Genomic DNA, 22,893 nt, shown 5'->3' with positions numbered 1-22,893 from the left:
ATGCTCCCTCGTGAACGTTCAGTGAGCGAATAATTACCTCCGGCGGGTGTCTTGGGCGATGTCCTACAGCGGACTACGCCTATTCCTCTCGCGTCTGTCGGGTTTTCCCTACACTTCTGGTGAACTGTCGCCAGAGCTCCGCCTTGAAAGGCTGACAAGCTTTCCTCTACCGTAACTGCCTGTCTCCATTGCTACGGAAAAGCCATGTCGTTGGCCTGTTCACGCTCCTTGTTATTCACGGCTTTCACTGCAGGGGCTATGGCCCTGGGAGCTTCCTATTATCTCGAGTATGCGGTCGGGCTGACGCCCTGCAGCCTGTGCCTGGCGCAACGATTCTTCATGGCGCTGCTGACGTTGTGTTGCGGGGTGGCGGCAGTCCATGGACCACGGCGTTTCGGCCTGTCGCTGTACTGGGGCGCTGCGCTTGGCCTGAGTCTGGGCGGGACGACGGCAGCCTGGCGACAGGTGTTGTTGCAGAGTGACCCGCTGGTGCAGATGACGAGATGCGCGCCAGATTCCGAAGCGTTGTTCAGCAATCTGCCATGGTTGTGTGCCACGGTGCGGATGCTCAAAGGGGATGGTGATTGCGCAGAAATTTCCTGGACACTGTTCGATTTGAGTATCCCCGAGTGGAGCCTGCTGTTCTTTGTGGCAATGTTCATCCTGTCTGTGTACCAATTGCTGAGGCTGGTCTGGAGCGCTCTGCAGCGCTCCCCCAGCGGCGAAGCGTCGCACCGCGCGCTGGTCAGGGATTAAACACTTGTATGAACTTTATCTCCTGCGTACCTTGAAGCCACAGGCGTGCGGGCATAATCTGGCCCGCACGTGTCATTGGATTTATGTTGCTCGATGACGCTCTGCCCGGTTCGCCTCCAAGCGATAACAGCCAGAAAAGGGGCGCGGGTGTAGAGCAGCATGACCCACAAGGGAAGAGAGATCGCCATGCTCGAAAGTTGTCAGAATGCTCAGGAACGCTGGGGTGGAGTTCATCTGCTGATCGACCGCTGGTTGCAAGAGCGTGAAGAACTGATCGGTGCCTACGACAAGCTGGGCGACAAGCCGCAGGCTCTGTCCGAGAACCGTAAACCCTTGCTGGAATTCTGCGGTGTGCTTGTCGATTATGTCTCGGCCGGGCACTTCGAGATCTACGAACAACTGACCGGTGAAGCCAAGGCGTTCAACGACAAGCGCGGCCTCGAACTCGCCGAAACCCTTTACCCGCGTATTGACGTCATCACCGAAAAACTCCTCGCGTTCAACGACCTTTGCGATGCAGGCAAATGCGTCGCCGAGAAGTTCAAGGAACTGGGTGGCCTGCTGCACGAGCGCTTCGAGCTGGAAGACTGTCTGATTGAAGTGCTGCACACGGCACACAAGCAGGAAGATCCGGTTCAGGCCTGACAGGTTTCTCGCAGGCATAAAAAAAACGCGGTGCGCCGAAAGCGCATCGCGTTTTTTTATGCCCGTGAATCGGCGTGAATCAGCTCGTTGCACCGCGCAATTCGATCTCAAACACCAGCGGTGTGAACGGCGCGATCAGATCACCCGCACCATCGGCCCCGTAGGCCTGATCCGATGGAATCACCAGTCGCCACTTGGCACCTACCGGCATGTTCTGCAGTGCGGTACGCCAGCCGGCAATCACACTGTCGAGGCTGAACCATTGCGGTTGAGTGTTCTGGTCGAACACCGTGCCATCCGGCAATCGACCGACGTACAGCACCTGCACTTTTCCATCGGGCCCGGCCTTGGCACCGGTGCCCGGGGTCAGCTCGGTCAACAGGATGCCGTCGGCCAGTTCCTTCACCCCCGGTTTGGCTTTTTCGGCGGTGAGAAAACGTTGTTCGTTTTCCATCGCGGCATCGCTTGAAGGCAGCGTGGAGTGTTCGGCGTTTTGCGATTCGTGATCGGCGAGGATCTGCTCGATCCGTGCTTCGCTCAGTGCCAATGGCTTGCCTTGATAGGCCTGCTGCAATCCGTCGACCAACGCCTGGATCTGCAATTGCGGGACCTCTTGGCGCAAGCGCTCACCGAGGCTGGCGCCGAGGCTGTAGGCCAGATCGTGAGCATCGTTCGCGGTGGCTTTTTCGTCGGCGTGGGCGGCGGAAAAAATCATCCAGAGGGATAAAACAAGGTAGCGCGACATGGGCACACTCCGTCCTGAGATGCGGGCGATTATGCCAGCGCGAACGTCTGCAACGGTGAACTGCTTTTGTCTTTGTGCAGAACATTTTCGCTTCGTTGCAACGCAACGGTTTCGTTACTGTCAAGATGACCTAGCGGCGGTAACTGCAGAGGTCTAGTATGAGCCGCACTCACGTCAGCCAGGAGGTAAACCATGTCGGCCACCAAGAAGCCTGTAAACACTCCGTTGCACTTACTCCAACAACTCTCGGGCAGCCTGCTCGAGCATTTGGAAAACGCTTGCTCCCAAGCCTTGGCTGATGCTGAAAAACTGCTCGCCAAACTGGAAAAGCAACGCGGCAAGGCGCAAGAAAAGCTGCACAAATCCCGCACCAAATTGCAGGACGCAGCCGCTGCCGGTAAAGCCAAGGCGCAGAACAAGGCCAAGGCTGCGGTCAAAGAACTCGAAGATCTGCTCGATGCGCTGAAGAATCGCCAGTCCGACACTCGCAGCTACATTCTGCAACTCAAGCGAGACGCCCAGGAAAGCCTGAAACTGGCCCAGGGTGTCGGTCGTGTGCAAGAAGCCGCCGGCAAAGCCTTGACCTCTCGCGCAGCAAAACCTGCAGCAGTGCCTGCGAAGAAAGCGGCCGCGAAACCTGCGGCGGCAAAAGCGCCGGCGAAAACTGCTGCAGCCAAACCAGCGGCAAAACCCGCGGCCAAGGCACCGGCTAAAACCGCCGCCAAACCTGCTGCCAAAACCGCAGTGAAAAAACCGGCTGCAGCGAGCGCTGCGAAACCGGCTGCTCGTACTGCCGCTGCCAAACCTGCAGCGACAAAACCGGCTGCCAAGCCAGCGGAAAAACCTGCTGCGCGCAAAGCCGCTCCGGTAAAAACCGCTGCTGCTAAACCAGCTGCCAAAGTCGCGGTAAAACCGGCTGCCAAACCTGTCGCGAAAACCGCCGCTGCAAAACCGGTCGCGGCAAAACCTGCTGCCAAGGTTGCTGCCAAACCAGCGGCCAAGCCTGCTGCTAAAACCGCGGCCAAACCAGCGACCAAACCTGCAGCAGCAAAACCTGCGACCGCTGCGGCCAAGCCTGCTGCCAAACCAGTAGCTGCTAAACCAGCCGCCAAGCCGGTTGCAAAACCCGCCGCGAAAAAACCGGCCGCTGCCAAACCCGCTGCCGCCAAACCGGCGACTGCACCGGCTGCCAAGCCAGCTGCTCCAGCGCCAGCCGCGGCACCTGCTCCAGCCGCTTCCACCTCGACCACCTCGACTGCGCCAACGCCAGCCGCTGCGTCGAGCGTCAGCAACAACCCGACCAGCGCTTCCTAAGTGCCGGTTGCCGCGACGCGCAGCACTTGCAGCGCGTCGCGGTTCGGGCTGGCGGTCGCCCCCGCAAGACTCTCCAGCCATTGTCCCGACGCTGAGGCGTCATCGCGAGGCCAGTGCTGAGCGACCTGTTCCAGCTGCCACAGCAGATGCCGTTCGGCTTCCAGCTCCAGCGCTTTCATTTGTTCTCGCAGACCCTTGAGTACCGGATCATCTTCGGCCAGGGTTTTCCACTGAGTGCGCAGCGCACGCAGTGGCTGCACCACCTCCCGATCCCAAGGCCCCACCAGTTTTTTCAGCTGCTCTACGCGCTGTTCGTCACAGGCCGCGCCACGTTGCTCAAGCCACAAACCACAGAGCAGCAGGCAGACGTTGGCCCCCGCCGTTTGCAGTTGCAGGCAGGCAGGTTCCACGCCCGGTCGGGCGTAGGTGGCAAGGGAAAAGCTCCACAGGTCAGAGGACATCGTGCTACTCGCGCCAGTTGTGAGCGAAGCTGGTAGACTCCGCCGCCATTATGATCCGACTTCAGAACCTGACTTTACAGCGTGGCCCGCAACGTCTGCTAGAAGACGCCGAGCTGACCCTGCACGCCGGCCACAAAGCCGGCCTCATCGGTGCCAACGGCGCCGGCAAATCCAGCCTGTTTGCCTTGCTGCGCGGCGAGTTGCACCCGGACTCGGGCGATTGCCTGCTGCCGGCCGACTGGCGCATCGCGCACATGCGCCAGGAGGTCGACACCCTCGAGCGTCTGGCGGTCGACTATGTGCTCGATGGCGACCTGCGTCTACGTGAGGTGCAGCGTGACCTCGCCGTCGCCGAAGCGGCCCACGATGGCACGGCGCTGGCCCGCCTGCACGCCGAACTCGACAGCGCCGACGGCTATACCGCCGACGCTCGCGCCCGCAAACTGTTGGCCGGCCTCGGGTTCACCAACGAGCAGATGGACCGTCAGGTAGGCGATTTCTCCGGTGGCTGGCGGATGCGTCTGAACCTGGCGCAGGCCCTGATGTGTCCGTCGGATTTGCTGCTGCTCGACGAACCGACCAACCACCTGGATCTCGATGCGATCATCTGGCTCGAAGAGTGGCTGAAAAGTTACCCGGGGACCTTGCTGCTGATTTCCCACGACCGCGACTTCCTCGATGAAGTGGTCGATCACGTGGCCCACGTCGATCAGCGCAAACTGACCCTGTACCGGGGCGGCTATACCGCGTTCGAACGTGCCCGTGCCGAGCGTCTGGCCCAGCAGCAACAGGCGTACGAGAAGCAGCAGGCGCAACGTGCGCACATGGAAAGCTACATCGCCCGCTTCAAGGCCCAGGCCACCAAGGCCCGTCAGGCGCAGAGCCGGATCAAGGCGCTGGAACGCATGGAAGAGCTGTCGGCAGCCCACGTCGATTCGCCGTTCGACTTCGTCTTTCGTGAATCGACCAAAATCTCCAGCCCGCTGATCGACCTGTCCGATGCGCGTCTGGGTTACGGCGAAAAAACCATCCTGGAGAAGGTCAAGCTGCAACTGACCCCGGGTGCGCGGATCGGTCTGCTCGGGCCGAACGGTGCCGGTAAGTCGACCCTGATCAAGAACCTCGCCGGCGAGCTCGAACCGCTGGCCGGGCGCCTGACACGCGGCGAGAACACCGTGGTCGGCTACTTCGCCCAGCATCAGCTCGACTCGCTGGATGCCAAGGCCAGCCCGTTGCTGCACCTGCAGCGTCTGGCGCCGACCGAACGCGAGCAGACCCTGCGCGACTTCCTTGGCGGTTTCGACTTCCGTGGCGCGCGTATCGACGAGCCGGTACTGAATTTCTCCGGTGGCGAAAAAGCGCGTCTGGCCCTGGCGCTGATTGCCTGGGAACGGCCGAACCTGTTGCTGCTCGACGAACCGACCAACCACCTCGACCTGGAAATGCGCCTGGCGCTGACCATGGCGCTGCAGGAATTCAGCGGCGCGGTACTGGTGGTGTCTCATGATCGGCACTTGCTCAAGAGCACCACCGACAACTTCTACCTGGTCGCAGACGGCAAGGTCGAAGAGTTCGATGGCGACCTTGAAGATTACGCGCGCTGGCTGGTGGAATACCGCCAGCGCAACGCGCCGGTCAGCAACACCCCGGTTAACCCGGACAAAACCGACAAGAAGGCTCAGCGCCAGGCCGCCGCTGCATTGCGTCAGCAACTGGCGCCGCACAAGCGCGAAGCCGACAAGCTCGAAGCCGAGCTCGGCAAACTGCACGAGAAACTCGCCAAGGTCGACGCCAGCCTCGGTGACAGCGACATCTACGAGCCGGCGCGCAAGAACGAGTTGCGTGATCTGCTGGCCGAGCAGGCCAGGCTGAAAGTGCGCGAAGCCGAGCTGGAAGAAGCCTGGATGGAGGCGCTCGAGACGCTGGAAAGCATGCAGGCGGAGCTGGAGGCGCTGTCCTGATGGACGCGTTCAAGTGGCCATTGCCGGCGGTGTGGGTCGAGCCGATCTGGCTCGGCGTGCAGATTCTGCTGATCCTGCTGGCCGGCTATCTGACCCAGCGTTTCGTTGCCAAAGGCCTGACCCGTCTGGGTGAGCGCTACCCGTTTCCGCCGCAGTTGCTGATGCCGCTGCGCGGCGGTCTGCGCTGGCTGATCATGGGCAGTGCGCTGATCTTTGTGCTGGAACGCCTCGGGGTGTCGGCCACGGTGTTGTGGACGGCGCTGTCGGGTTTCGTCGCGGTGGCGGCGGTGGCGTTCTTCGCGATGTGGAGTGTGCTGTCGAACCTGCTCTGCGCGATCCTGATCTTCACCGTCGGCCCGTTCCGCCTCGGCGATGTGGTGGAGCTGGTCGACACCACTGACAAACCCGGGGTCAAAGGCCGGGTGGTGGCGATCAATCTGCTTTACACCACGTTGATCGAGGCAGAGGAGCTCGGGACGGGCAGCGCCATGGTACAAGTGCCGAACAGCCTGTTCTTCCAGCGCTCGGTGCGACGTTGGCGCGGCAGCGATGTGTTTCCGTCCAGCGGGTTCGAGAAGTAGTTTTTCCAGACACGATCAAAAGATCGCAGCCTGCGGCAGCTCCTACAGAGATCGCACTTCAATGCAGGAGCTGCCGCAGGCTGCGATCTTTTGCTTTTAGGCCCAAACCGCATTAGCTTTGACGTCTGTCACGATTCAGAGTCGAGGTGTGCGATGGAGCTTCAAACATGGCTGGCATTCTTTGCCGCCTGCTGGGTGATCAGTCTGTCCCCGGGTGCTGGCGCCATTGCGTCGATGTCCAGCGGCCTGCAATACGGTTTCTGGCGCGGTTACTGGAACGCGCTGGGCCTGCAAGTGGGTCTGGCGGTACAGATTGCGATTGTCGGCGCTGGGGTCGGCGCGATTCTCACTGCTTCGGCCACCGCGTTCTATGCGATCAAATGGTTCGGTGTGGCCTATCTGGTCTATCTGGCGGTCAAGCAATGGCGTGCGCTGCCCATGGACATGAGCGATGACGCAGCAGTCCGGCCGATCGGCAAACCGCTGGCGCTGGTGTTTCGCGGCTTCCTGGTCAACATCAGTAACCCCAAGGCGCTGGTGTTCATGCTGGCGGTGCTGCCGCAGTTCATCAATCCCCATGCACCGCTGCTGATGCAGTACCTGGTGATCGGCGTGACCATGATCTGCGTGGATCTGGTTGTCATGGCTGGCTACACGGGCCTGGCGTCCAAGGTGCTGCGTCTGTTGCGCACGCCGAAGCAGCAGAAACGCATGAATCGCACGTTTGCCGGGCTGTTCATTGGTGCGGCGGCGTTTATGGCGACGTTGCGTAAAGCGGCGGTCTAAAAGCTTCGGCCAGAAAAAAGGCGACCTCTTGAGGTCGCCTTTTTCGTCTCTGACGATACATCTGGGTTACATCCAACTGTGGTGAGGGAGCTTTTGTGGTGAGGGGATTTATCCCCGATGGGCTGCGTAGCAACCCCTTCTTTCAAGACCAAGAGGGGCTCGCTTCGCGAGCCATCGGGGATGAATCCCCTCACTACAGAGTTGTTCACTCAGCCGGTCAGTGCAAAATCACCGGCGCCGTATCACGGGGCAGGTTGTTGCGCTGCTGTGCCTCGCGCGGCTGCTCGTAACCGCCGCCACCGAGCTGCATGCTCAGTTGCCCGGCGACGTCTTCGCCCAGGGCTTTCGACACTTCACGCACCACCCGCGGGCGGTTCAGCGAGATCTTGATGTCGCGGCCGTTCACCAGTTTGGTGTCCTGCGCTTCGCCCATCGCCGTGAAGGCCGAGGTGATCTCGTAGGTCTTGGTGTTGATCAGGCTGAAATCCGCCACCAGCGTCAGACCCAGCACCGCCGAATAGCTGTCGGTGTGCGCCAGCTCGTTCATGTCCTGGGTGAAGTCGATGTCGGATACGGTGCCGAACAGCACGTAGTCGGCGCCTTTGAAGCTGCCGGCCTTGATCCGCTTGATCACGTCATAGACGTCACCCTTGGACGACGCGGTATACGGCGTGCCCTGCACCAGCTGGAACATCCCGGTGCGCAGGATCTCGCCCTTGATGTCGCCAGTGAATTTACGCAGTTCACCCTGTTCGATGTAGCTGGTGGTCGCTTCCAGCTCGTTGTAGTTCGACGAACCACTGGCGCTGTAGTAACCCTCGCGGTAATTGTTCTGCGCCGAAACGATGTGGATGTACTGCTCCACACGCTCCTGATACGCCAGATCCGTTACCGCGACTTTCGGGGCCGCTTGCACGCTGAACGCGCAAGCCAGGGCCATCATGCCAATCCATGCGCGCATCAATTAACGCTCCGTGGTTTTGCGGATCTCTTTTTCGTCCATCCACTCGGCCAGACCGCTTTCGACGTCGATCAGTTGCAGGCTGAATTTGTAGAAGACGTCCTTGTAGTCGCTGCTGCGCTTGACGATCGAGCTGATCGAGCCTTCCAGACGGTACTTGGCGGCGATCATGTTGCCAGTCTTGGCCACGGTGCTCTTCTTGTACAGACCGCTCTGGTTTTGCAGCTTGAGCTGATCGACCTGGCTCTGCATCGCGGTGTTGTCGCTGGCGAAGCGGGCGGTGCCGGATTTCATCAACTGAGTCTTGATGCTGGTGGTGATTTCGCGGGTATCGATGTACTCGCTGGTCTTGTTCTTCACGTCGTAGACCTGCACCACCGGGCGGCCCTGCAGAATGCCGGACTGGGCCAGGGAGCGGGTCATCGATTCGGCGATCATCTGCAGGTCGGTCGAACCGAATTCGTTGGTCACGGTTTCAACCGCTTTGGTGTCGCCGTAGCTGATGTTCTTGCTACCCAGGGTCGGCGAGGTGTTGGCGCAACCGGAGGCCAGCAGGGCGAGGACAGCGATCAGGGAAAAGCGTACAAACATGGGGATGCTCTCTAATACAGGAATAGGTTGGCGGGCTTAAGGCGTCTTGAGTTCGAGACGGAAGTCCACGGCTTTCGGGGTCGGGGCGATGCCCTGGATGAAGCTGGTCTGAGCGCCGTACATCATCTGGCTTTTCCAGACTTCTTCCTCGGCGACCGGAAAGCCTTCCGCACCGAGCCAGGCGAAGCGGTAGTAGAACGTCTTGTTGCTGTTGAGGGTGTTGGTCAACTGCACATTGACGGTCATGAAGCCGTTCTCGCGGGCGACGCGCATGGCGCCGACCGCGATGTGTTTCTGCGGGCCCATGGCCACGACCTTGCTCGCGGCGCTGCCCGGCTCCGGCGGTGGCGGGGTGGCGCAGCCGCTGGCCAGGACGGCGAGGGCGGCAACGGCGATGAGTTTCAAGCGCATGCAAAGACTCCGTTCTTAAGGTTGTTTGAGGCTGGCGACGTTGGTCGCGCCGGCGCTCGGGATGACGTGGGCGGCGACGCCACCGGCAAATACCTGGTTGCCCACCGCTCGCAGGCTGATCACTTGATAACGCTGATCGACGGTGACCTTGACCAGCGAACCGCCGACGGCGCTCGGCAGGCTGACTTGATGCTCGCCTTTCTTCAAGCGCAGACGTACCACCTGGGTGTTGTCCGGCAGGGTGCGCCACGTACGGGTATCGGCACCTTCCAGCACGGCTGAAGAGATACCCACGGCCAGACCGGCCAGCGGATTGGTTTCGTTGATCTTCTTCTGTGCCACGCCTTTGGTGATTGCGCGCACGGTGGTGCGCACAATGATCCCCGGCATGTCATCGCGCAGGGCGCGGCGGGACATGGCGGTGGTGCTGTTGAGGGCCGTCAGGTTGACTTGCTGGCCATCGACACCGATCTGCGCAAGCGGTGCGGTGGAGGTGTCCGGCTTGATGATCGGGAACGACAGTGGAGTGATCACCACATTGTTGGAGATCGGCAATGGCAGCGGCACGCGGATCGAATCGCGCGAAGGTGCCAGACCGCTTTGCACCACGATCAGGATGTCGCTGTCGTCGGATTTGCTCGGCTTGTCGAGGTTGACCAGCGCCTGCTCCAGCAGCGGGGTGTTCGGGCGCAGTTCGGCCGCCTTGCGGTAGCCCGGTGCAGCCAGGTCTTTCTCGCCCAGGGCTTCGTAGACGAAACCGGCCAGGTAATGGCTGAACGCACTCTGGTAGCTGTTTTTCAGGCTGACCACTTCCGGCGCGTCGAGGCTGGCGACCGGGTAGCCTTGCAGATCCTTGTACTGAGTCTTGATCCCTTCTTTTTCGGCCTCTTCCTCACTCTTGAGGTATTCCTTGTCGCGCAGGTCGGCGATCACCGCTTCACGTTCGTGGGTTTTCTTGATCGCGGTGCGGGCGCCATCGAAGTCGTTGACGGCCAGCAGGTTGAGGGCCATCTGCGTGGTCAGCATGACTTTCTCGTAGTCGTAACCTTCGTAGCGACGGACCTTGTCGTTGACGATGAAGCTGCCGAACTGGGCCAGGTATTTGCCGGAGTCGAGCTTGACCGAATCCTCCCACTGACCGACCACCTGGTCGGCGCTGGTCCAGGCGCTCTGGCTGCCGGACAGGTCACCCTTGGCGCGCAGCAACTCACCTTTCTCGAAGTAATAGAGCAGATCTTTGTCGGGGCCGGTGTTGTTCTTTTCCAGCAGGCTCAGTGCGGCATCGACGTTGCCGGTGGCCAGTTGCTGGTTGGTCTGGGCCAGTTCCGAATCGTAGTTGCGAAACGCCGAACAGCCGGACAGCAGAGTGACAGCGCTGAGCGCGATCAAGGTGGGAGTGCGCAATGCCATGGGGGTACTTCTTCCCTGAGCTAGTAACTGCATCAGCCGCCGGTGCTGGTCGGGCTGGTGTGACCCATCGACAGTGGCGCTGGCCTCCTGCCAATTCCTCATAACCAGAGGAGCTTTTATGCCGCGTCGCTATAGCGAGGGCGCGGCATTATAAGCGGGCGATGCTGGCCATGTAATAGCTTTTTAATCGCACTTGTTAGTTTGGTGCCATTACTTATTTCAGGCTGGATACTCGATTTTCCAGTGAGATGCGGGACTGAAAAGCGCTGCCGTTGGCGTAAATCTGTCCACCGAGCACGCGCAGGCCGATCATCTGCCGGTGCTGGTCGATACGGATCTTCAGCGGTGCCGCGGTATTCGACAGGCTGACCAGATGCTCGCCTTTTTTCAGGCGCAGGCGCACAACCTGCGTCAGGTCAGGCAGGGTGCGCCAGGTGCGGGTGTCGGCGTGTTCGAAATTGTCCCAGTGGGTCACGTAGGACGCCTTGCTCGGGTTGCGTCGATTGTCCGTGCCTTGAACATCTGCGGCGAGGAATGCCCGATAGGTCGTGCGCTGGATAATCCCGGGCATGTCGTCACGCAGCGTGCGCAAGGACATTTCGGTGATGCTGTTGACCGTGATCAGTTTTTTCTGGCGACCATCGATACTCACTTGGGTAAGCGGCGGGGTTGAGGTGTCCGGCACCATCACTGGAAACGAAATGTTGGCGACGATGACTTGCCCGTCTGCCAGCTTCACCGGGTACGGCACGCGTACTGAACTGCGTGCAGGTGCCAGCCCGCTTTGCACAATGATCAGCACGTCGCTTTCATCGGCCTTGAGTCCGGGGCTGTCGAGGTCGCGCAGTGCCTGTTGAAAAAAGGCTACGTCCGGGCGCAGTTCAATGGCCTGACGATACCCGGGCGCGGCAAGATCCTTTTCACCCAGCGCTTCATAAGTGAAGCCCGCGAGATAGTGGCTGAATGCACTTTGGTAACCGTTTTTCAGGGCAATCACCGCAGGCGATTCGAGCATTACCACCGGGTAGCCCTGCAGATCCCTGTAATGCACACGTGCGCCCTGGGCCTTGGCTGCTTCCTCGATTTTTTCGTATTCCAGCTCCCGTTGCCGAGCGATCAGCGCTTCGCGTTCGTGGGTTTTCTTGATGTCGGCGCGAGCGCCATCGAAGTCATTTAGCGCCAACTGATTGAGGGCCATTTGCGTGGTCAGCATGACCTTTTCATAGTCGTAGCCATCGTAGCGGCGCAGCTTGTCGTTGATGATGCTGCCCCAGTGATCGCCCATTGCAGCAAGCAACTTGTCGCCAGTGGTCTGGATTGTGTCCTGGCGTTCGATAATCATCTGTTCGGCGCTGCGCCAAGTGGTCTGGCTTTGCGCAAAATCGCCGCCGGCACTGAGTACGGCGCCTTTTTCGAAGTAGTAGAGCAGGTCTTTTTCCGGATCCGGATTGTTCGCTTCGATCACCGACAGGGCACCTTCGATGTTGCCGTTTTTGAGCGGCGCGGTGGTCTGTTGCAGCTCCAGATCGTAATTCCGATACGCACCGCAACCGTTCAGTTGCACAACGGTGGCGATCAACAGGGGTAGCAGCAAGCTATGGCGCATGAAGAGGGTTCGTCCTTGAGCGGCAAATGCAATGAGGTGGCGCAGTATAGAGCGGTAGTGGCCAAGTGATTCTTCCGTTTTCGCAGGTTCATGGCACCCGTCCCAGGTGGCGTACGTCGACAACGCTTGAGTGAAAAGCGTTCGAAGTGAACAATATGTAACTTCGCATTTCCATTTGAGACTCATTCATGACTGCCGCGTCCCGATTTCTGGCCTGGCTGGTGTTCCCGTTGTGCGCCCTGAGCAGCTTCAACCTGCTGGCCGACACGGTGGATGGCGCCCCGCAAGCGCTGCACCTGCTCGATTACATCAGCGCCGACTACCCGCCGACGGTCGAAGCGGGCAAGGTCGTCGACGACGGCGAATACCGCGAGCAGCTGGAATTCACCCAAGTGCTGCAAGGACTGATCGGCGGTCTGCCGGCCAAACCGGAGAAGGCTGCGCTGGAGCAGGGCGTCGAAGCTCTGCATGCGGCTATCACGGCAAAGCAGGACGGTGCCGATGTCGCCCGTCAGGCCCGGCAATTGGGGGCGAAACTGGCGGTGGCGTATGAGGTCAGCCAGGCGCCGATCATCACGCCGGATCCGACCCGTGGCGCGCCGCTGTATGCGCAAAACTGCTCGGTTTGTCACGGTGCCAACGGGGCCGGTGACGGTCCGGCAGGTCTCGGCATGGCGCCGCCACCGGCCAACCTGCGCGATGCCGCGCGGATGGATCACCTGAGCCTGTACGCGATCTACAGCATCCTCGGCCAAGGTGTCGAAGGCACCGACATGCCGGCGTTCGCCGATCAACTGGACGACCGTCAGCGCTGGGACCTGGCGACCTACATCGCCGGTTTCAGCGCCGACCCGGCCGCCGCCAAGTCCGACAAGACCTTCAATATCGCTGATCTGGCACCCCAGACGCCGGCCGAAGTACAGGCTGCCGAAGGTGCGCCAGTCGCCGCGACCTTCCGTGCCCAGCGCGCCCAACCACCGCAGGTCAAACGCGGCCCGGCGCAATTGCTCGACTACACTGCCGCGACGCTGGACAAAAGCCTGGCGGCGTACCGCGCCGGTGATCGTGATCAGGCCTATGACCTGTCGGTGGCGGCGTATCTGGAAGGTTTCGAACTGGTCGAAAGTTCGCTGGATAACGTCGACGCCAACGTACGCAAGGACACCGAAAAATCGCTGATGGCCTACCGTCAGTCGTTGCAGGACGGTCTGCCGGTGGCGCAGGCCGAAGAACGCCTGGCCGCGGCCAAGGGCAAGCTCAAAGCGTCTGCCGAGCTGCTCGGCAGCGATGGCCTGAGCTGGTCGCTGAGCTACATCTCCGGTTTGCTGATTCTGCTGCGCGAAGGCCTCGAAGCGATTCTGGTGCTGGCGGCGATCCTCGCGTTCCTGCGCAATACCGGCCAGCAATCGGCGGTGCGCAGCGTCAACGTCGGCTGGGGCCTGGCGCTGCTCGCCGGTCTGGGTACCTGGGCGCTGGCGGCGTATGTGATCGACGTCAGCGGCTCGCAGCGTGAACTGCTCGAAGGCGCGACGGCGCTGTTCGCCAGCGTCATGGTGCTGTGGCTCGGTGTGTGGATGCACGACCGGCGCCACGCTGCAGCCTGGCAGGACTACATCAAACAGAGTCTGGTGGGCGGCGGCGGGCGTTTCGGCTTCGCGATCCTCGCGTTTTTCTCGGTGTATCGCGAGTTGTTCGAAGTGATCCTGTTCTACGAAACGCTGTGGCTGCAGGCCGGTCCCGCCGGGCATGATGCGGTGCTGGCCGGTGGTGCGACGGCGCTGGTGCTGCTGATCGGTCTGGCCTGGGTGATCCTGCGTGGCTCGGCGAAACTGCCGCTGGCGCTGTTCTTCAGCATCAACGCCGGTCTGCTCTGCGCGTTGTCGGTGGTGTTCGCCGGGCATGGCGTGAAGGCGTTGCAGGAAGCCGGGATCTTCGGCACACGGCCGGTGGCGTTCTTCGATTTCGACTGGCTGGGGATTCATGCCGACGCTTATTCGCTATCGGCGCAGGCCGTGGCGATTCTGGCGATTGTCGTGTTGTATGGGCGCAGCCGGATGGTTGAGAAGAAGCGGGTTTCTGCTGCCTGATCGGGTTATCGTTTGAAAGATCGCAGCCTGCGGCAGCTCCTACAGGGGTTCGGTGTATCCCTGTAGGAGCTGCCGAAGGCTGCGATCTTTTGCTTTCAAGAGGTTATCAAGATGCGTGTATGGATCGATGCCGACGCCTGCCCGCGGGCCGCCAAGGAGCTGGTGGTGAAGTTCGCCCTCAAGCGCCGGTTCGAAGTGGTGCTGGTGGCGGGGCAACCGCAGATCAAGCCGGGGCTGGCCATCGTCAAACTGATCGTGGTGCCCAGCGGCCCGGATGCGGCGGACGATTACCTGGTCGAACACGCGGTGCCCGGTGAGCTGGTGATCTGCAGCGATATCCCGCTGGCCGATCGCCTGGTGAAGAAAGGTGTGGCAGCGCTGGACCCGCGCGGCAAGGAGTTCGACGCGCAGAACATGGGCGAGCGCCTGGCCGTGCGCAACCTGTTCACCGACCTGCGTGAGCAGGGGCAGATCAGCGGCGGCCCGGCACCGTTCGGCGAGCGTGAGAAACAGGCGTTTGCCAATGCACTGGACAGGATCCTCACGCGCCTTGCACGTCAGTCCTGATTCAACCGTATTCCTGTGGTGAGGGGATTTATCCCCGATGGCCTGCACAGCAGGCCCAATGCTTCAAGATGCAAAGGGCTGCTGCGCAGCCATCGGGGATAAATCCCCTCACCACGAAAACCCTTCAGAAAGGTCGCATCAAACATCGTTCTCGTGCGTCAGTTCGAGCACCCGGTCGACCAGCTTGTTGATCCCCGAAGCCGCCTCACTGATGTTCTGCGCCAGCATGTAGGCCGGGGTCGTCACCAGTTTGCGCGCCTTGTCTTCGATGATCTCGCTCACCGCACAGTCTTCGTGGGTGGCGCCCATCTTGTTCATCGCGGTGGCGGTATCGGCATCGTTGCCGATGGTGCAGGTTACGCCCGGGCCGTAGATTTTCGCCGCCAGTGCCGGCGAGATGCACATCAGACCCACCGGTTTGCCCGCTTCGGCAAACGCTTCAGTCAAGGCCAGCACCTCAGGCTGTACCGTGCAGCCGGCACCTTCGATGGCGAAGTTCGAGAGGTTCTTCGCGGCGCCAAAGCCGCCGGGCACGATCAGCGCGTCGAAGTCTTCGACGTCGGCCTCACGGATGTCCTTGATGTTGCCGCGGGCAATGCGCGCCGATTCCACCAGGACGTTGCGCGTTTCGGGCATTTCTTCACCGGTCAGGTGATTGATCACATGCAATTGCGCGATGTTCGGCGCGAAGCACTGCACCTGCGCGCCGCGTTGATCCAGGCGCAACAGGGTGATGACGCTCTCGTGGATCTCGGCGCCGTCGTACACGCCGCTGCCGGACAGGATCACTGCAACTTTTTTGCTCATGGGTTTCTCTCCAGATTCATGGCGCTAAATGTCCACTAAATTGTCGTACGTTGCCATAGGGGAAAAGGGCGGCTAGACCTAGGATCTGGCCATAAAATCCGACCGGGGCGCGCCATGGACTTCATTCTGTATGCAGTGCCGTTTTTCTTCGTGCTGATTGCCGCCGAACTGCTTGCCGATCGCTGGCGCGGGACCCGACACTATCGCCTCGCCGACTCGGTCAACAGCCTCAGCGCCGGGGTGTTGTCGACCACCACCGGCTTGCTGACCAAAGGCCTGGGGCTGGTGACCTATGCGTTTGCCCTGGAACACCTGGCGCTGCTCAGGTTGCCGGCAGACAGTCTCTGGGTCTGGGTGCTGGCCTTTGTCTTCTATGACTTCTGCTACTACTGGCTGCATCGCCTGGGCCACGAGCGCAACATCCTCTGGGCCGCGCATTCGGTGCATCACCAGAGCGAGGAGTACAACCTCTCCACGGCGTTGCGCCAGACCAGTACCGGATTTGTGCTGGGCTGGATCTTCTACCTGCCGATGGCCGTGCTTGGCGTGCCGCTGCTGGTATTCGTCAGCGTCGCGGCGATGAATCTGCTGTATCAGTTCTGGGTTCACACCCGGCACATTCCCAAGCTCGGCTGGTTCGAGTGGTTCTTTGTCACGCCATCCAATCATCGGGCCCACCATGCACAGAACGCTCTCTACATGGATCGCAACTACGGCGGGGTGTTCATTCTTTGGGATCGGTTGTTCGGTACGTTTCAGGAAGAGGACGACAACGAGCCGGTGATTTTCGGTGTGACCACGCCGCTGGCGAGCTGGAATCCGCTGTGGGCCAATGTGCAGTTCTATGTGCAGTTGTGGGACGACGCACGCCGCACCGAAAGCCTTTGGGACAAGCTGCGGATCTGGTTCATGCGCACTGGCTGGCGTCCGGCGGATGTGGCGGCGAAGTACCCGCTGACCAAACCCGACTTGAGCCGCTTCCGCAAGTACGAGGTGCCGCTCGACAGCCGTCGCCAGTGGTATGTGGCGCTGCAGTTCTGCGTCTATATCGCGCTGGGCAGTGACCTGATGGGGCGGGCGCAACATCTGTCGACCGCCGCGCTGCTACTGGGGTGGGGTGTAGTAGCGTGGGGTTTGTTCGTGCTGGGGGTGATGCTGGAGAATCGCCCGTGGGCGTTGCGGGTCGAGCTGCTGCGGCTGGGGTCGAATGTGCCGCTGGTGTGGCTGGCGCCGCTGCTCGGGCTATGGCCGGCCAGCCCGTTGGCCTGGGCTGGTCTGCTCGGTTACAGCCTACTCAGTGGCATCGGGCTGTATGGCTGTCGCCAGCGTGTTACTCGGCTGGCGTCTTAGGCTCGGCGGGTTTTGACTGTTCTGCCTGAAGCAGTGCGGCTTTTGCGGCTTGTTCATCGGCGTAAACCTGCTTGGCCAGGCGCGCATTCTTGAAGCGGCGACGCAGCCACAGGCCGACACCCAACACCAGCAGCGCGCCGAGTACCCACAACTCGTACTTTTTGATGCTGCCGAGCATGCCTTCGAGCACCGCGCCGAAATGGTAAGCGGCGGCTGCCAGGGCGGTGGCCCAGATCGCTGCGCCGATGCCGTTGAGCAGCAGGTAGCGTCCCGGCGGATAACCCGACAGGCCGATCGCCACCGGCATCACCGTGCGCAGGCCGTAAACGAAGCGGAAGCTCAGAACCCAGATGTCCGGATGCTTGCGGATATGTTCCAGCGCGCGGTCGCCCATCATCTGCCAGCGCGGCTTGCGCGCGAGCAATTTACGCCCGTGCTTGCGCCCCAGGAAGTACCACAGCTGATCGCCGGCATAGCTGCCGAAGAACGCCACGACCACCACCAGGTTGATGTCCATGTATCCACGGAACGCGAGGAAGCCTGCGAGCACCAGAATGGTTTCGCCTTCGAAGAACGTGCCGAGAAACAGGGCAAAGTAGCCGAAGTCATGCAGAAATTGTTGGAGCATTGTCTGGGTGCTGGCGAAATGAACGCGCAGCCTAACCCTTCGGACACATTCAGGAAAGTGTCGAAATGTGTCTCGACGTGAACAATTCCTACGCTAACAATGGAATGCGGCTACATGTCACGGGGTACGCACAACTGTAATCTGTTCGTCATAATGGCCGTCTATAACTGTCACGCTCGCCCGTATGCGCGGGCTCAGGAGTCTGCCGTGAGCTTTACCCCTGCCAACCGTTTGTTCCCCGCTACCCGTTTGCGCCGCAACCGTCGCGATGATTTTTCGCGTCGGCTGGTACGGGAAAACGTGCTGACGGTCGATGACCTGATCCTGCCGGTGTTCGTGCTTGACGGTGAGAACCGTCGCGAAGCCGTGGCCTCGATGCCCGGTGTCGAGCGCCTGACCATCGATCTGCTGCTGGAAGAAGCGGCGAAATGGGTCGAACTGGGCATTCCGGCGCTGGCGCTGTTCCCGGTTACGCCTGTCGAATTGAAATCCCTCGATGCCGCCGAAGCCTGGAACCCTCAGGGCATTGCCCAGCGCGCCACTCGTGCGTTGCGTGAGCGGTTTCCCGAGCTGGGAGTGATCACTGACGTCGCCCTCGATCCGTTCACCACCCATGGGCAGGACGGCATTCTCGACGAAGATGGCTACGTGCAGAACGACATCACGGTCGACGCACTGGTCAAGCAGGCGCTGTCCCACGCCGAAGCCGGCGCTCAGGTCGTGGCACCGTCAGACATGATGGACGGTCGGATTCAGGCGATCCGCGAAGCGCTGGAGATCGCCGGCCACGTCAATGTGCGGATCATGGCCTACTCGGCCAAGTACGCCAGCGCCTATTACGGGCCGTTCCGCGATGCCGTGGGGTCGGCAGCGAATCTGGGCAAGGCCAACAAAGCCTCGTATCAGATGGACCCGGCCAACAGCGATGAAGCGTTGCACGAAGTCGGCGCCGACTTGTCTGAAGGCGCGGACATGGTCATGGTCAAACCCGGCATGCCGTACCTGGACATTCTTTTCCGGGTAAAAGATGCCTTCAAAGTGCCGACCTTCGTCTATCAGGTTAGCGGCGAATACGCCATGCATATGGCGGCGATCCAGAATGGCTGGTTGAGCGAGGCGGTGATTCTCGAGTCACTGACCGCCTTTAAACGTGCCGGCGCTGATGGCATCCTGACTTACTTTGCTGTCCGCGCCGCTCAATTGTTACGAGAGCAGAAATAGCCCTCCCAGGAACATTCGATGAATACCGAAGGACTCACTGAAGTTGCAGTAAAAGAAGCTCAACCGGTGGTGGAGCAAATCACCGAAACCCCGCCGGAACTCGAACCTGCGCCGCCCGCGCCGGTCGCCGAAGCCGTTGCGGCGGCGCCAGTGATTGCGATCCCGGGGCTGGATGACAGCAGCCTGTACATCCACCGCGAGCTTTCGCAACTGCAGTTCAACATCCGCGTGCTGGAACAGGCGCTGGATGAGTCCTATCCGTTGCTGGAGCGGCTGAAGTTCCTGCTGATTTTCTCCAGCAACCTCGACGAGTTCTTCGAAATCCGCGTCGCCGGCCTGAAGAAGCAGATCACCTTCGCCCGGGAACAGGCCGGTGCCGATGGTCTGCAACCGCATCAGGCGCTGGCGCGGATCAGCGAGCTGGTGCACGGTCACGTTGATCGCCAGTACGCGATCCTTAACGACATCCTCCTGCCGGAGCTGGAAAAGCATCAGGTGCGCTTCATCCGTCGCCGTCACTGGACGACCAAGATCAAAACCTGGGTGCGCCGCTACTTCCGCGACGAGATCGCGCCGATCATCACCCCGATCGGCCTCGACCCGACGCATCCATTCCCGTTGCTGGTAAACAAGAGTCTGAACTTCATCGTCGAACTGGAAGGTATCGACGCTTTCGGTCGCGATTCCGGTCTGGCGATCATTCCGGCACCGCGCCTGCTGCCTCGGATCATCAAGGTTCCGGAAGAAGTCGGCGGCCCGGGCGACAACTATGTGTTCCTGTCGTCGATGATCCACGCCCACGCCGATGACCTGTTCCAAGGCATGAAGGTCAAGGGCTGCTACCAGTTCCGCCTGACCCGAAACGCTGACCTGGCGCTCGACTCCGAAGACGTCGAAGACCTTGCGCGCGCCCTGCGTGGCGAGCTGTTCTCGCGGCGCTACGGTGATGCGGTGCGTCTGGAAGTCGCCGACACCTGCCCGAAACACCTCTCGGATTACCTGCTCAAGCAGTTCAACCTGAGCGAGACCGAGCTGTATCAGGTCAACGGCCCGGTCAACCTGACGCGCCTGTTCAGCATCACCGGTCTGGACAGTCACCCGGAGCTGCAATACACGCCGTTCACCCCGCAGATCCCGAAACTGCTGCAGAACAGCGAGAACATTTTCAGTGTCGTCAGCAAGCAGGACATCCTGTTGCTGCACCCGTTCGAGTCGTTCACCCCGGTGGTCGACCTGCTGCGGCAGGCGGCGAAAGACCCGCATGTCTTGGCCGTGCGCCAGACCCTGTACCGCTCCGGCGCCAACTCGGAAATCGTCGATGCGCTGGTGGACGCCGCGCGCAACGGCAAGGAAGTGACGGCGGTCATCGAACTGCGCGCACGCTTCGACGAAGAGTCCAACCTGCAACTGGCCAGCCGTCTGCAAGCGGCCGGTGCGGTAGTGATTTACGGCGTGGTCGGCTTCAAGACCCACGCCAAGATGATGCTGATCCTGCGTCGCGAGGCCGGCGAGATCGTGCGTTACGCGCACCTCGGCACCGGTAACTACCACGCCGGCAACGCCCGTCTGTACACCGACTACAGCCTGCTGACCTCCGACGACGCCTTGTGCGAAGACGTTGGCAAGCTGTTCAGCCAGTTGATCGGCATGGGCAAGACGCTGCGTATGAAGAAGCTGTTGCATGCGCCGTTCACCCTGAAGAAGGGCATGCTCGACATGATTGCCCGGGAAACCCAGTTCGCCGTCGAAGGCAAACCGGCGCACATCATCGCCAAGTTCAACTCGCTGACCGATCCGAAGATCATCCGCGCGCTGTACAAGGCCAGCCAGTCCGGCGTGCGCATCGATCTGGTGGTGCGCGGGATGTGCTGCCTGCGTCCGGGCATTGCCGGGGTTTCGCACAATATCCATGTGCGCTCGATCATCGGTCGCTTCCTTGAACACACTCGAGTGTTCTACTTCCTCAACGGCGGCGAGGAGCAGATGTTCCTCTCCAGTGCCGACTGGATGGAGCGCAACCTCGACAAGCGCGTCGAGACTTGCTTCCCGGTGGAAGGCAAGAAGCTGCTGACCCGCGTGAAGAAAGAGCTGGAGCTGTACCTGACCGACAACACCCACAGCTGGAGCCTGCAGTCGGATGGTCGATACATCCGCAACACGCCGACCGGCAACCAGAACCCGCGCAGCGCGCAGGCGACGTTGCTGGAGCGGCTGGGCAGCCCGATTCTGCCGGTGAGCAGCTAAGCCTCGGTTTCAGGTGAAATAAAAAGGCGATCCCTCGGGATCGCCTTTTTTGTACGCCAAACACCGACCTGTGTAGGAGCCGCCGCAGGCTGCGATCTTTTGATCTTGCCGTTTAAAGAGCAAAAGATCGCAGCCTGCGGCAGCTCCTACAGGGGTTATCAGTGGACTGTCAGCACGATGCCCACCCGGGTCAGCCAGTCGGCTTCGAGACCAAAGTCAGCCTGAGTCAGCTGATTCTCATCCAGCCAGTGCTCCGGGAATTCCACGTCGAGCGTGTTGCCCTTGGCGTGCAGCGCCACTTGCGGCATCGCCTGGGTGCCACGGATGTGGTGGAACAGGATCGCGAAGCGCAGCAGCACGCACAGGCGGATCAGCTTGTCGCCGTCGTCACCGAACTCGGCGAACTTGTCCTTGGGAATGTTGCGGCGGTGGCCACGCACCAGCAGGGCGAGCATTTGCTGGTCTTCGCGGGAGAATCCGGCGAGGTCCGAGTGCTCGATCAGGTAGGCGCCGTGCTTGTGATAGTGGTAGTGCGCGATGTCGAGGCCGACTTCGTGGACTTTCGCCGCCCAGCCGAGCAGTTCGCGCCAGATGCCGTCATCCAGCTCCCAGTCTGCAGCGACCTGATCAAAGGCGTGCAGCGCTTTGCGTTCAACCCGCGCCGCTTGTTCCAGGTCGACGTGATAACGCTCCATCAACGAAGTCAGGGTGCGTTCGCGCACGTCTTCGTGGTGATGGCGGCCGAGCAGGTCGTAGAGCACGCCTTCACGCAGCGCGCCTTCGCAGTGATCCATGCGTTGCAGTTCGAGGGCGTCGAAGATCGCTTCGAGAATCGCCAAACCGGCGGGGAAGATCGCCCGGCGGTCAGGTTTGATGCCTTCGAAATCGATCTTGTCGACGTCACCCAGTTTGAACAGGCGACGCTTGAGCCAGGCCAGGCCTTCGGCGTTGACTTCGCCGGTACCATGTCCGCCGGCCTTCAGCGCCAGGCCGATGGCGCGGATGGTGCCCGAGGAGCCGATGGCTTCATCCCAGGTCAGACGGTGCAGGGCGTGTTCGATGCTCATGATCTCCAGCCGCGCCGCCGTGTACGCCTGAGCGTAACGGGCCGGGGTGATCTTGCCGTCCTTGAAGTAGCGCTGGGTGAAGCTGACGCAGCCCATTTGCAGGCTTTCGCGCAGCAGCGGTTCAAACCGCTGCCCGATGATGAATTCGGTACTGCCACCGCCGATGTCGGCCACCAGACGCTTGCCCGGGGTGTCGGCGAGGGTGTGTGACACGCCCAGATAAATCAGCCGCGCTTCTTCACGGCCGGAGATGACTTCCACCGGGTGACCGAGGATTTCTTCGGCGCGGTGGATGAATTCCAGACGATTGCGCGCTTCGCGCAGGGCGTTGGTGCCGACGATTCGCACGGCGCCCAGCGGCATGCCGTTGATCAGTTGGGCAAAACGCTTGAGGCAATCGAGCCCGCGCTGCATCGATTCTTCGTTGAGATGGCGCTCATCGTCGATACCGGCGGCAAGCTGCACTTTCTCTCCGAGGCGCTCCAGGATGCGGATCTCACCGTTCTGGGCCTTGGCCACGACCATGTGGAAGCTGTTGGAGCCCAGGTCGATTGCGGCGATCAGGGACAGATTCTTGGCTTTGGATTGCGGCATGGTCAGGGGGTCTCGGTCGATAACCCCGCCATCGTGCCACGATCAAACGCTGGCGCCAACGCGCATGGTTCAAACCGTTGATCCAACACATTTTCTGTGG

At 61.0% G+C, this 22,893-nt stretch carries 21 protein-coding genes; 11 read left to right on the top strand and 10 right to left on the bottom strand.

Annotation, left to right across the window (positions count from 1 at the left end; all coding sequences use genetic code 11):
• Window positions 1–204 precede the first annotated feature (204 nt).
• Both HXW87_RS02240 and rsd read left to right on the top strand, forming a co-directional pair.
• Complete coding sequence (locus HXW87_RS02240; RefSeq protein WP_182402972.1) at window positions 205–756, top strand: disulfide bond formation protein B; 552 nt, start codon at window positions 205–207, stop codon at window positions 754–756.
• A gap of 186 nt (window positions 757–942) precedes the next feature.
• On the top strand, window positions 943–1,401 hold the full coding sequence (gene rsd / locus HXW87_RS02235; protein ID WP_131670681.1) for a sigma D regulator: 459 nt from the start codon (window positions 943–945) through the stop codon (window positions 1,399–1,401).
• 79 nt (window positions 1,402–1,480) lie between these two features.
• Here the strand turns inward: rsd and HXW87_RS02230 are convergent, their stop codons facing one another.
• Window positions 1,481–2,146: an FKBP-type peptidyl-prolyl cis-trans isomerase gene (locus tag HXW87_RS02230; protein WP_239778386.1), complete on the bottom strand. Its 666-nt coding sequence runs from the start codon at window positions 2,144–2,146 to the stop codon at window positions 1,481–1,483.
• A gap of 192 nt (window positions 2,147–2,338) precedes the next feature.
• Here HXW87_RS02230 and HXW87_RS02225 point away from each other — a divergent pair, with 192 nt between their 5' ends.
• Window positions 2,339–3,460 (top strand): AlgP family protein, encoded by a 1,122-nt coding sequence (locus tag HXW87_RS02225; RefSeq protein ID WP_239778385.1) that lies wholly within the window; start codon window positions 2,339–2,341, stop codon window positions 3,458–3,460.
• Here HXW87_RS02225 and HXW87_RS02220 read toward each other — a convergent pair.
• Window positions 3,457–3,921, bottom strand: coding sequence for a TIGR02444 family protein (locus HXW87_RS02220; RefSeq protein WP_095668039.1), 465 nt, complete (start codon window positions 3,919–3,921; stop codon window positions 3,457–3,459). The two genes, HXW87_RS02225 and HXW87_RS02220, sit on opposite strands and share 4 nt — an antisense overlap.
• 50 nt (window positions 3,922–3,971) lie before the next feature.
• On the opposite strand from HXW87_RS02220, the gene HXW87_RS02215 reads away from it, so the two are divergent.
• From HXW87_RS02215 to rhtB, 3 genes are all read left to right on the top strand, one after another.
• A complete protein-coding gene (locus tag HXW87_RS02215; protein WP_041072019.1) occupies window positions 3,972–5,882 on the top strand; it encodes an ATP-binding cassette domain-containing protein in 1,911 nt (636 codons plus the stop codon).
• Window positions 5,882–6,463, top strand: a complete 582-nt coding sequence (locus HXW87_RS02210; RefSeq protein WP_047297244.1) for a mechanosensitive ion channel family protein — start codon at window positions 5,882–5,884, stop codon at window positions 6,461–6,463. The genes HXW87_RS02215 and HXW87_RS02210 overlap by 1 nt, the downstream gene beginning before the upstream one ends.
• A 153-nt stretch (window positions 6,464–6,616) precedes the next feature.
• Window positions 6,617–7,249 carry a homoserine/homoserine lactone efflux protein gene (gene rhtB, locus HXW87_RS02205; protein ID WP_041072021.1) on the top strand — a complete coding sequence of 211 codons (633 nt, stop codon included), beginning with the start codon at window positions 6,617–6,619 and terminating at the stop codon, window positions 7,247–7,249.
• Between the two features lie 217 nt (window positions 7,250–7,466).
• Here rhtB and HXW87_RS02200 read toward each other — a convergent pair whose 3' ends face one another.
• The 5 genes from HXW87_RS02200 to HXW87_RS02180 all read right to left on the bottom strand — a co-directional run bounded on the left by HXW87_RS02200 (window position 7,467) and on the right by HXW87_RS02180 (window position 12,228).
• A complete protein-coding gene (locus tag HXW87_RS02200; RefSeq protein WP_239778384.1) occupies window positions 7,467–8,210 on the bottom strand; it encodes a penicillin-binding protein activator LpoB in 744 nt (247 codons plus the stop codon).
• Window positions 8,211–8,213: 3 nt separating this feature from the next.
• Entirely contained in the window at window positions 8,214–8,801 is a 588-nt protein-coding gene (gene lpoB, locus HXW87_RS02195) for a penicillin-binding protein activator LpoB (RefSeq protein ID WP_095668041.1), read from the bottom strand.
• Between the two features lie 36 nt (window positions 8,802–8,837).
• Window positions 8,838–9,212, bottom strand: coding sequence for a YcfL family protein (locus HXW87_RS02190; protein WP_095668042.1), 375 nt, complete (start codon window positions 9,210–9,212; stop codon window positions 8,838–8,840).
• Between the two features lie 15 nt (window positions 9,213–9,227).
• A complete protein-coding gene (locus HXW87_RS02185; protein ID WP_121182578.1) occupies window positions 9,228–10,622 on the bottom strand; it encodes a hypothetical protein in 1,395 nt (464 codons plus the stop codon).
• 214 nt (window positions 10,623–10,836) lie between these two features.
• Window positions 10,837–12,228, bottom strand: a complete 1,392-nt coding sequence (locus tag HXW87_RS02180; protein WP_239778383.1) for a hypothetical protein — start codon at window positions 12,226–12,228, stop codon at window positions 10,837–10,839.
• Between the two features lie 188 nt (window positions 12,229–12,416).
• Here HXW87_RS02180 and HXW87_RS02175 point away from each other — a divergent pair, with 188 nt between their 5' ends.
• Window positions 12,417–14,315: an FTR1 family protein gene (locus HXW87_RS02175; RefSeq protein WP_239778382.1), complete on the top strand. Its 1,899-nt coding sequence runs from the start codon at window positions 12,417–12,419 to the stop codon at window positions 14,313–14,315.
• A gap of 111 nt (window positions 14,316–14,426) precedes the next feature.
• Entirely contained in the window at window positions 14,427–14,882 is a 456-nt protein-coding gene (locus tag HXW87_RS02170) for a YaiI/YqxD family protein (RefSeq protein ID WP_047297238.1), read from the top strand.
• 138 nt (window positions 14,883–15,020) lie between these two features.
• Here the strand turns inward: HXW87_RS02170 and elbB are convergent, their stop codons facing one another.
• On the bottom strand, window positions 15,021–15,689 hold the full coding sequence (gene elbB, locus HXW87_RS02165; RefSeq protein WP_131670674.1) for an isoprenoid biosynthesis glyoxalase ElbB: 669 nt from the start codon (window positions 15,687–15,689) through the stop codon (window positions 15,021–15,023).
• Between the two features lie 114 nt (window positions 15,690–15,803).
• Between elbB and HXW87_RS02160 the strand changes: the two genes are divergently transcribed.
• Window positions 15,804–17,039: a sterol desaturase family protein gene (locus tag HXW87_RS02160; RefSeq protein ID WP_239778381.1), complete on the top strand. Its 1,236-nt coding sequence runs from the start codon at window positions 15,804–15,806 to the stop codon at window positions 17,037–17,039.
• On the opposite strand, the gene HXW87_RS02155 is transcribed toward HXW87_RS02160, so the two are convergent.
• Complete coding sequence (locus HXW87_RS02155; RefSeq protein WP_095668047.1) at window positions 17,020–17,667, bottom strand: DedA family protein; 648 nt, start codon at window positions 17,665–17,667, stop codon at window positions 17,020–17,022. The two genes, HXW87_RS02160 and HXW87_RS02155, sit on opposite strands and share 20 nt — an antisense overlap.
• Window positions 17,668–17,874: 207 nt before the next feature.
• Between HXW87_RS02155 and hemB the strand changes: the two genes are divergently transcribed.
• On the top strand, window positions 17,875–18,888 hold the full coding sequence (gene hemB, locus HXW87_RS02150) for a porphobilinogen synthase (RefSeq protein ID WP_047297234.1): 1,014 nt from the start codon (window positions 17,875–17,877) through the stop codon (window positions 18,886–18,888).
• Window positions 18,889–18,906: 18 nt separating this feature from the next.
• Complete coding sequence (ppk1, locus tag HXW87_RS02145) at window positions 18,907–21,132, top strand: polyphosphate kinase 1 (RefSeq protein ID WP_123585821.1); 2,226 nt, start codon at window positions 18,907–18,909, stop codon at window positions 21,130–21,132.
• A 158-nt stretch (window positions 21,133–21,290) separates the two neighbouring features.
• On the opposite strand, the gene ppx is transcribed toward ppk1, so the two are convergent.
• Window positions 21,291–22,793 carry an exopolyphosphatase gene (ppx, locus tag HXW87_RS02140; RefSeq protein ID WP_182402948.1) on the bottom strand — a complete coding sequence of 501 codons (1,503 nt, stop codon included), beginning with the start codon at window positions 22,791–22,793 and terminating at the stop codon, window positions 21,291–21,293.
• Window positions 22,794–22,893 lie beyond the last annotated feature (100 nt).

It is taken from the genome of Pseudomonas sp. Y5-11 (genome assembly GCF_022368695.1).
GTDB lineage: Bacteria > Pseudomonadota > Gammaproteobacteria > Pseudomonadales > Pseudomonadaceae > Aquipseudomonas > Aquipseudomonas parakoreensis.
This window is presented reverse-complemented; position numbering and strand designations above follow the sequence as displayed.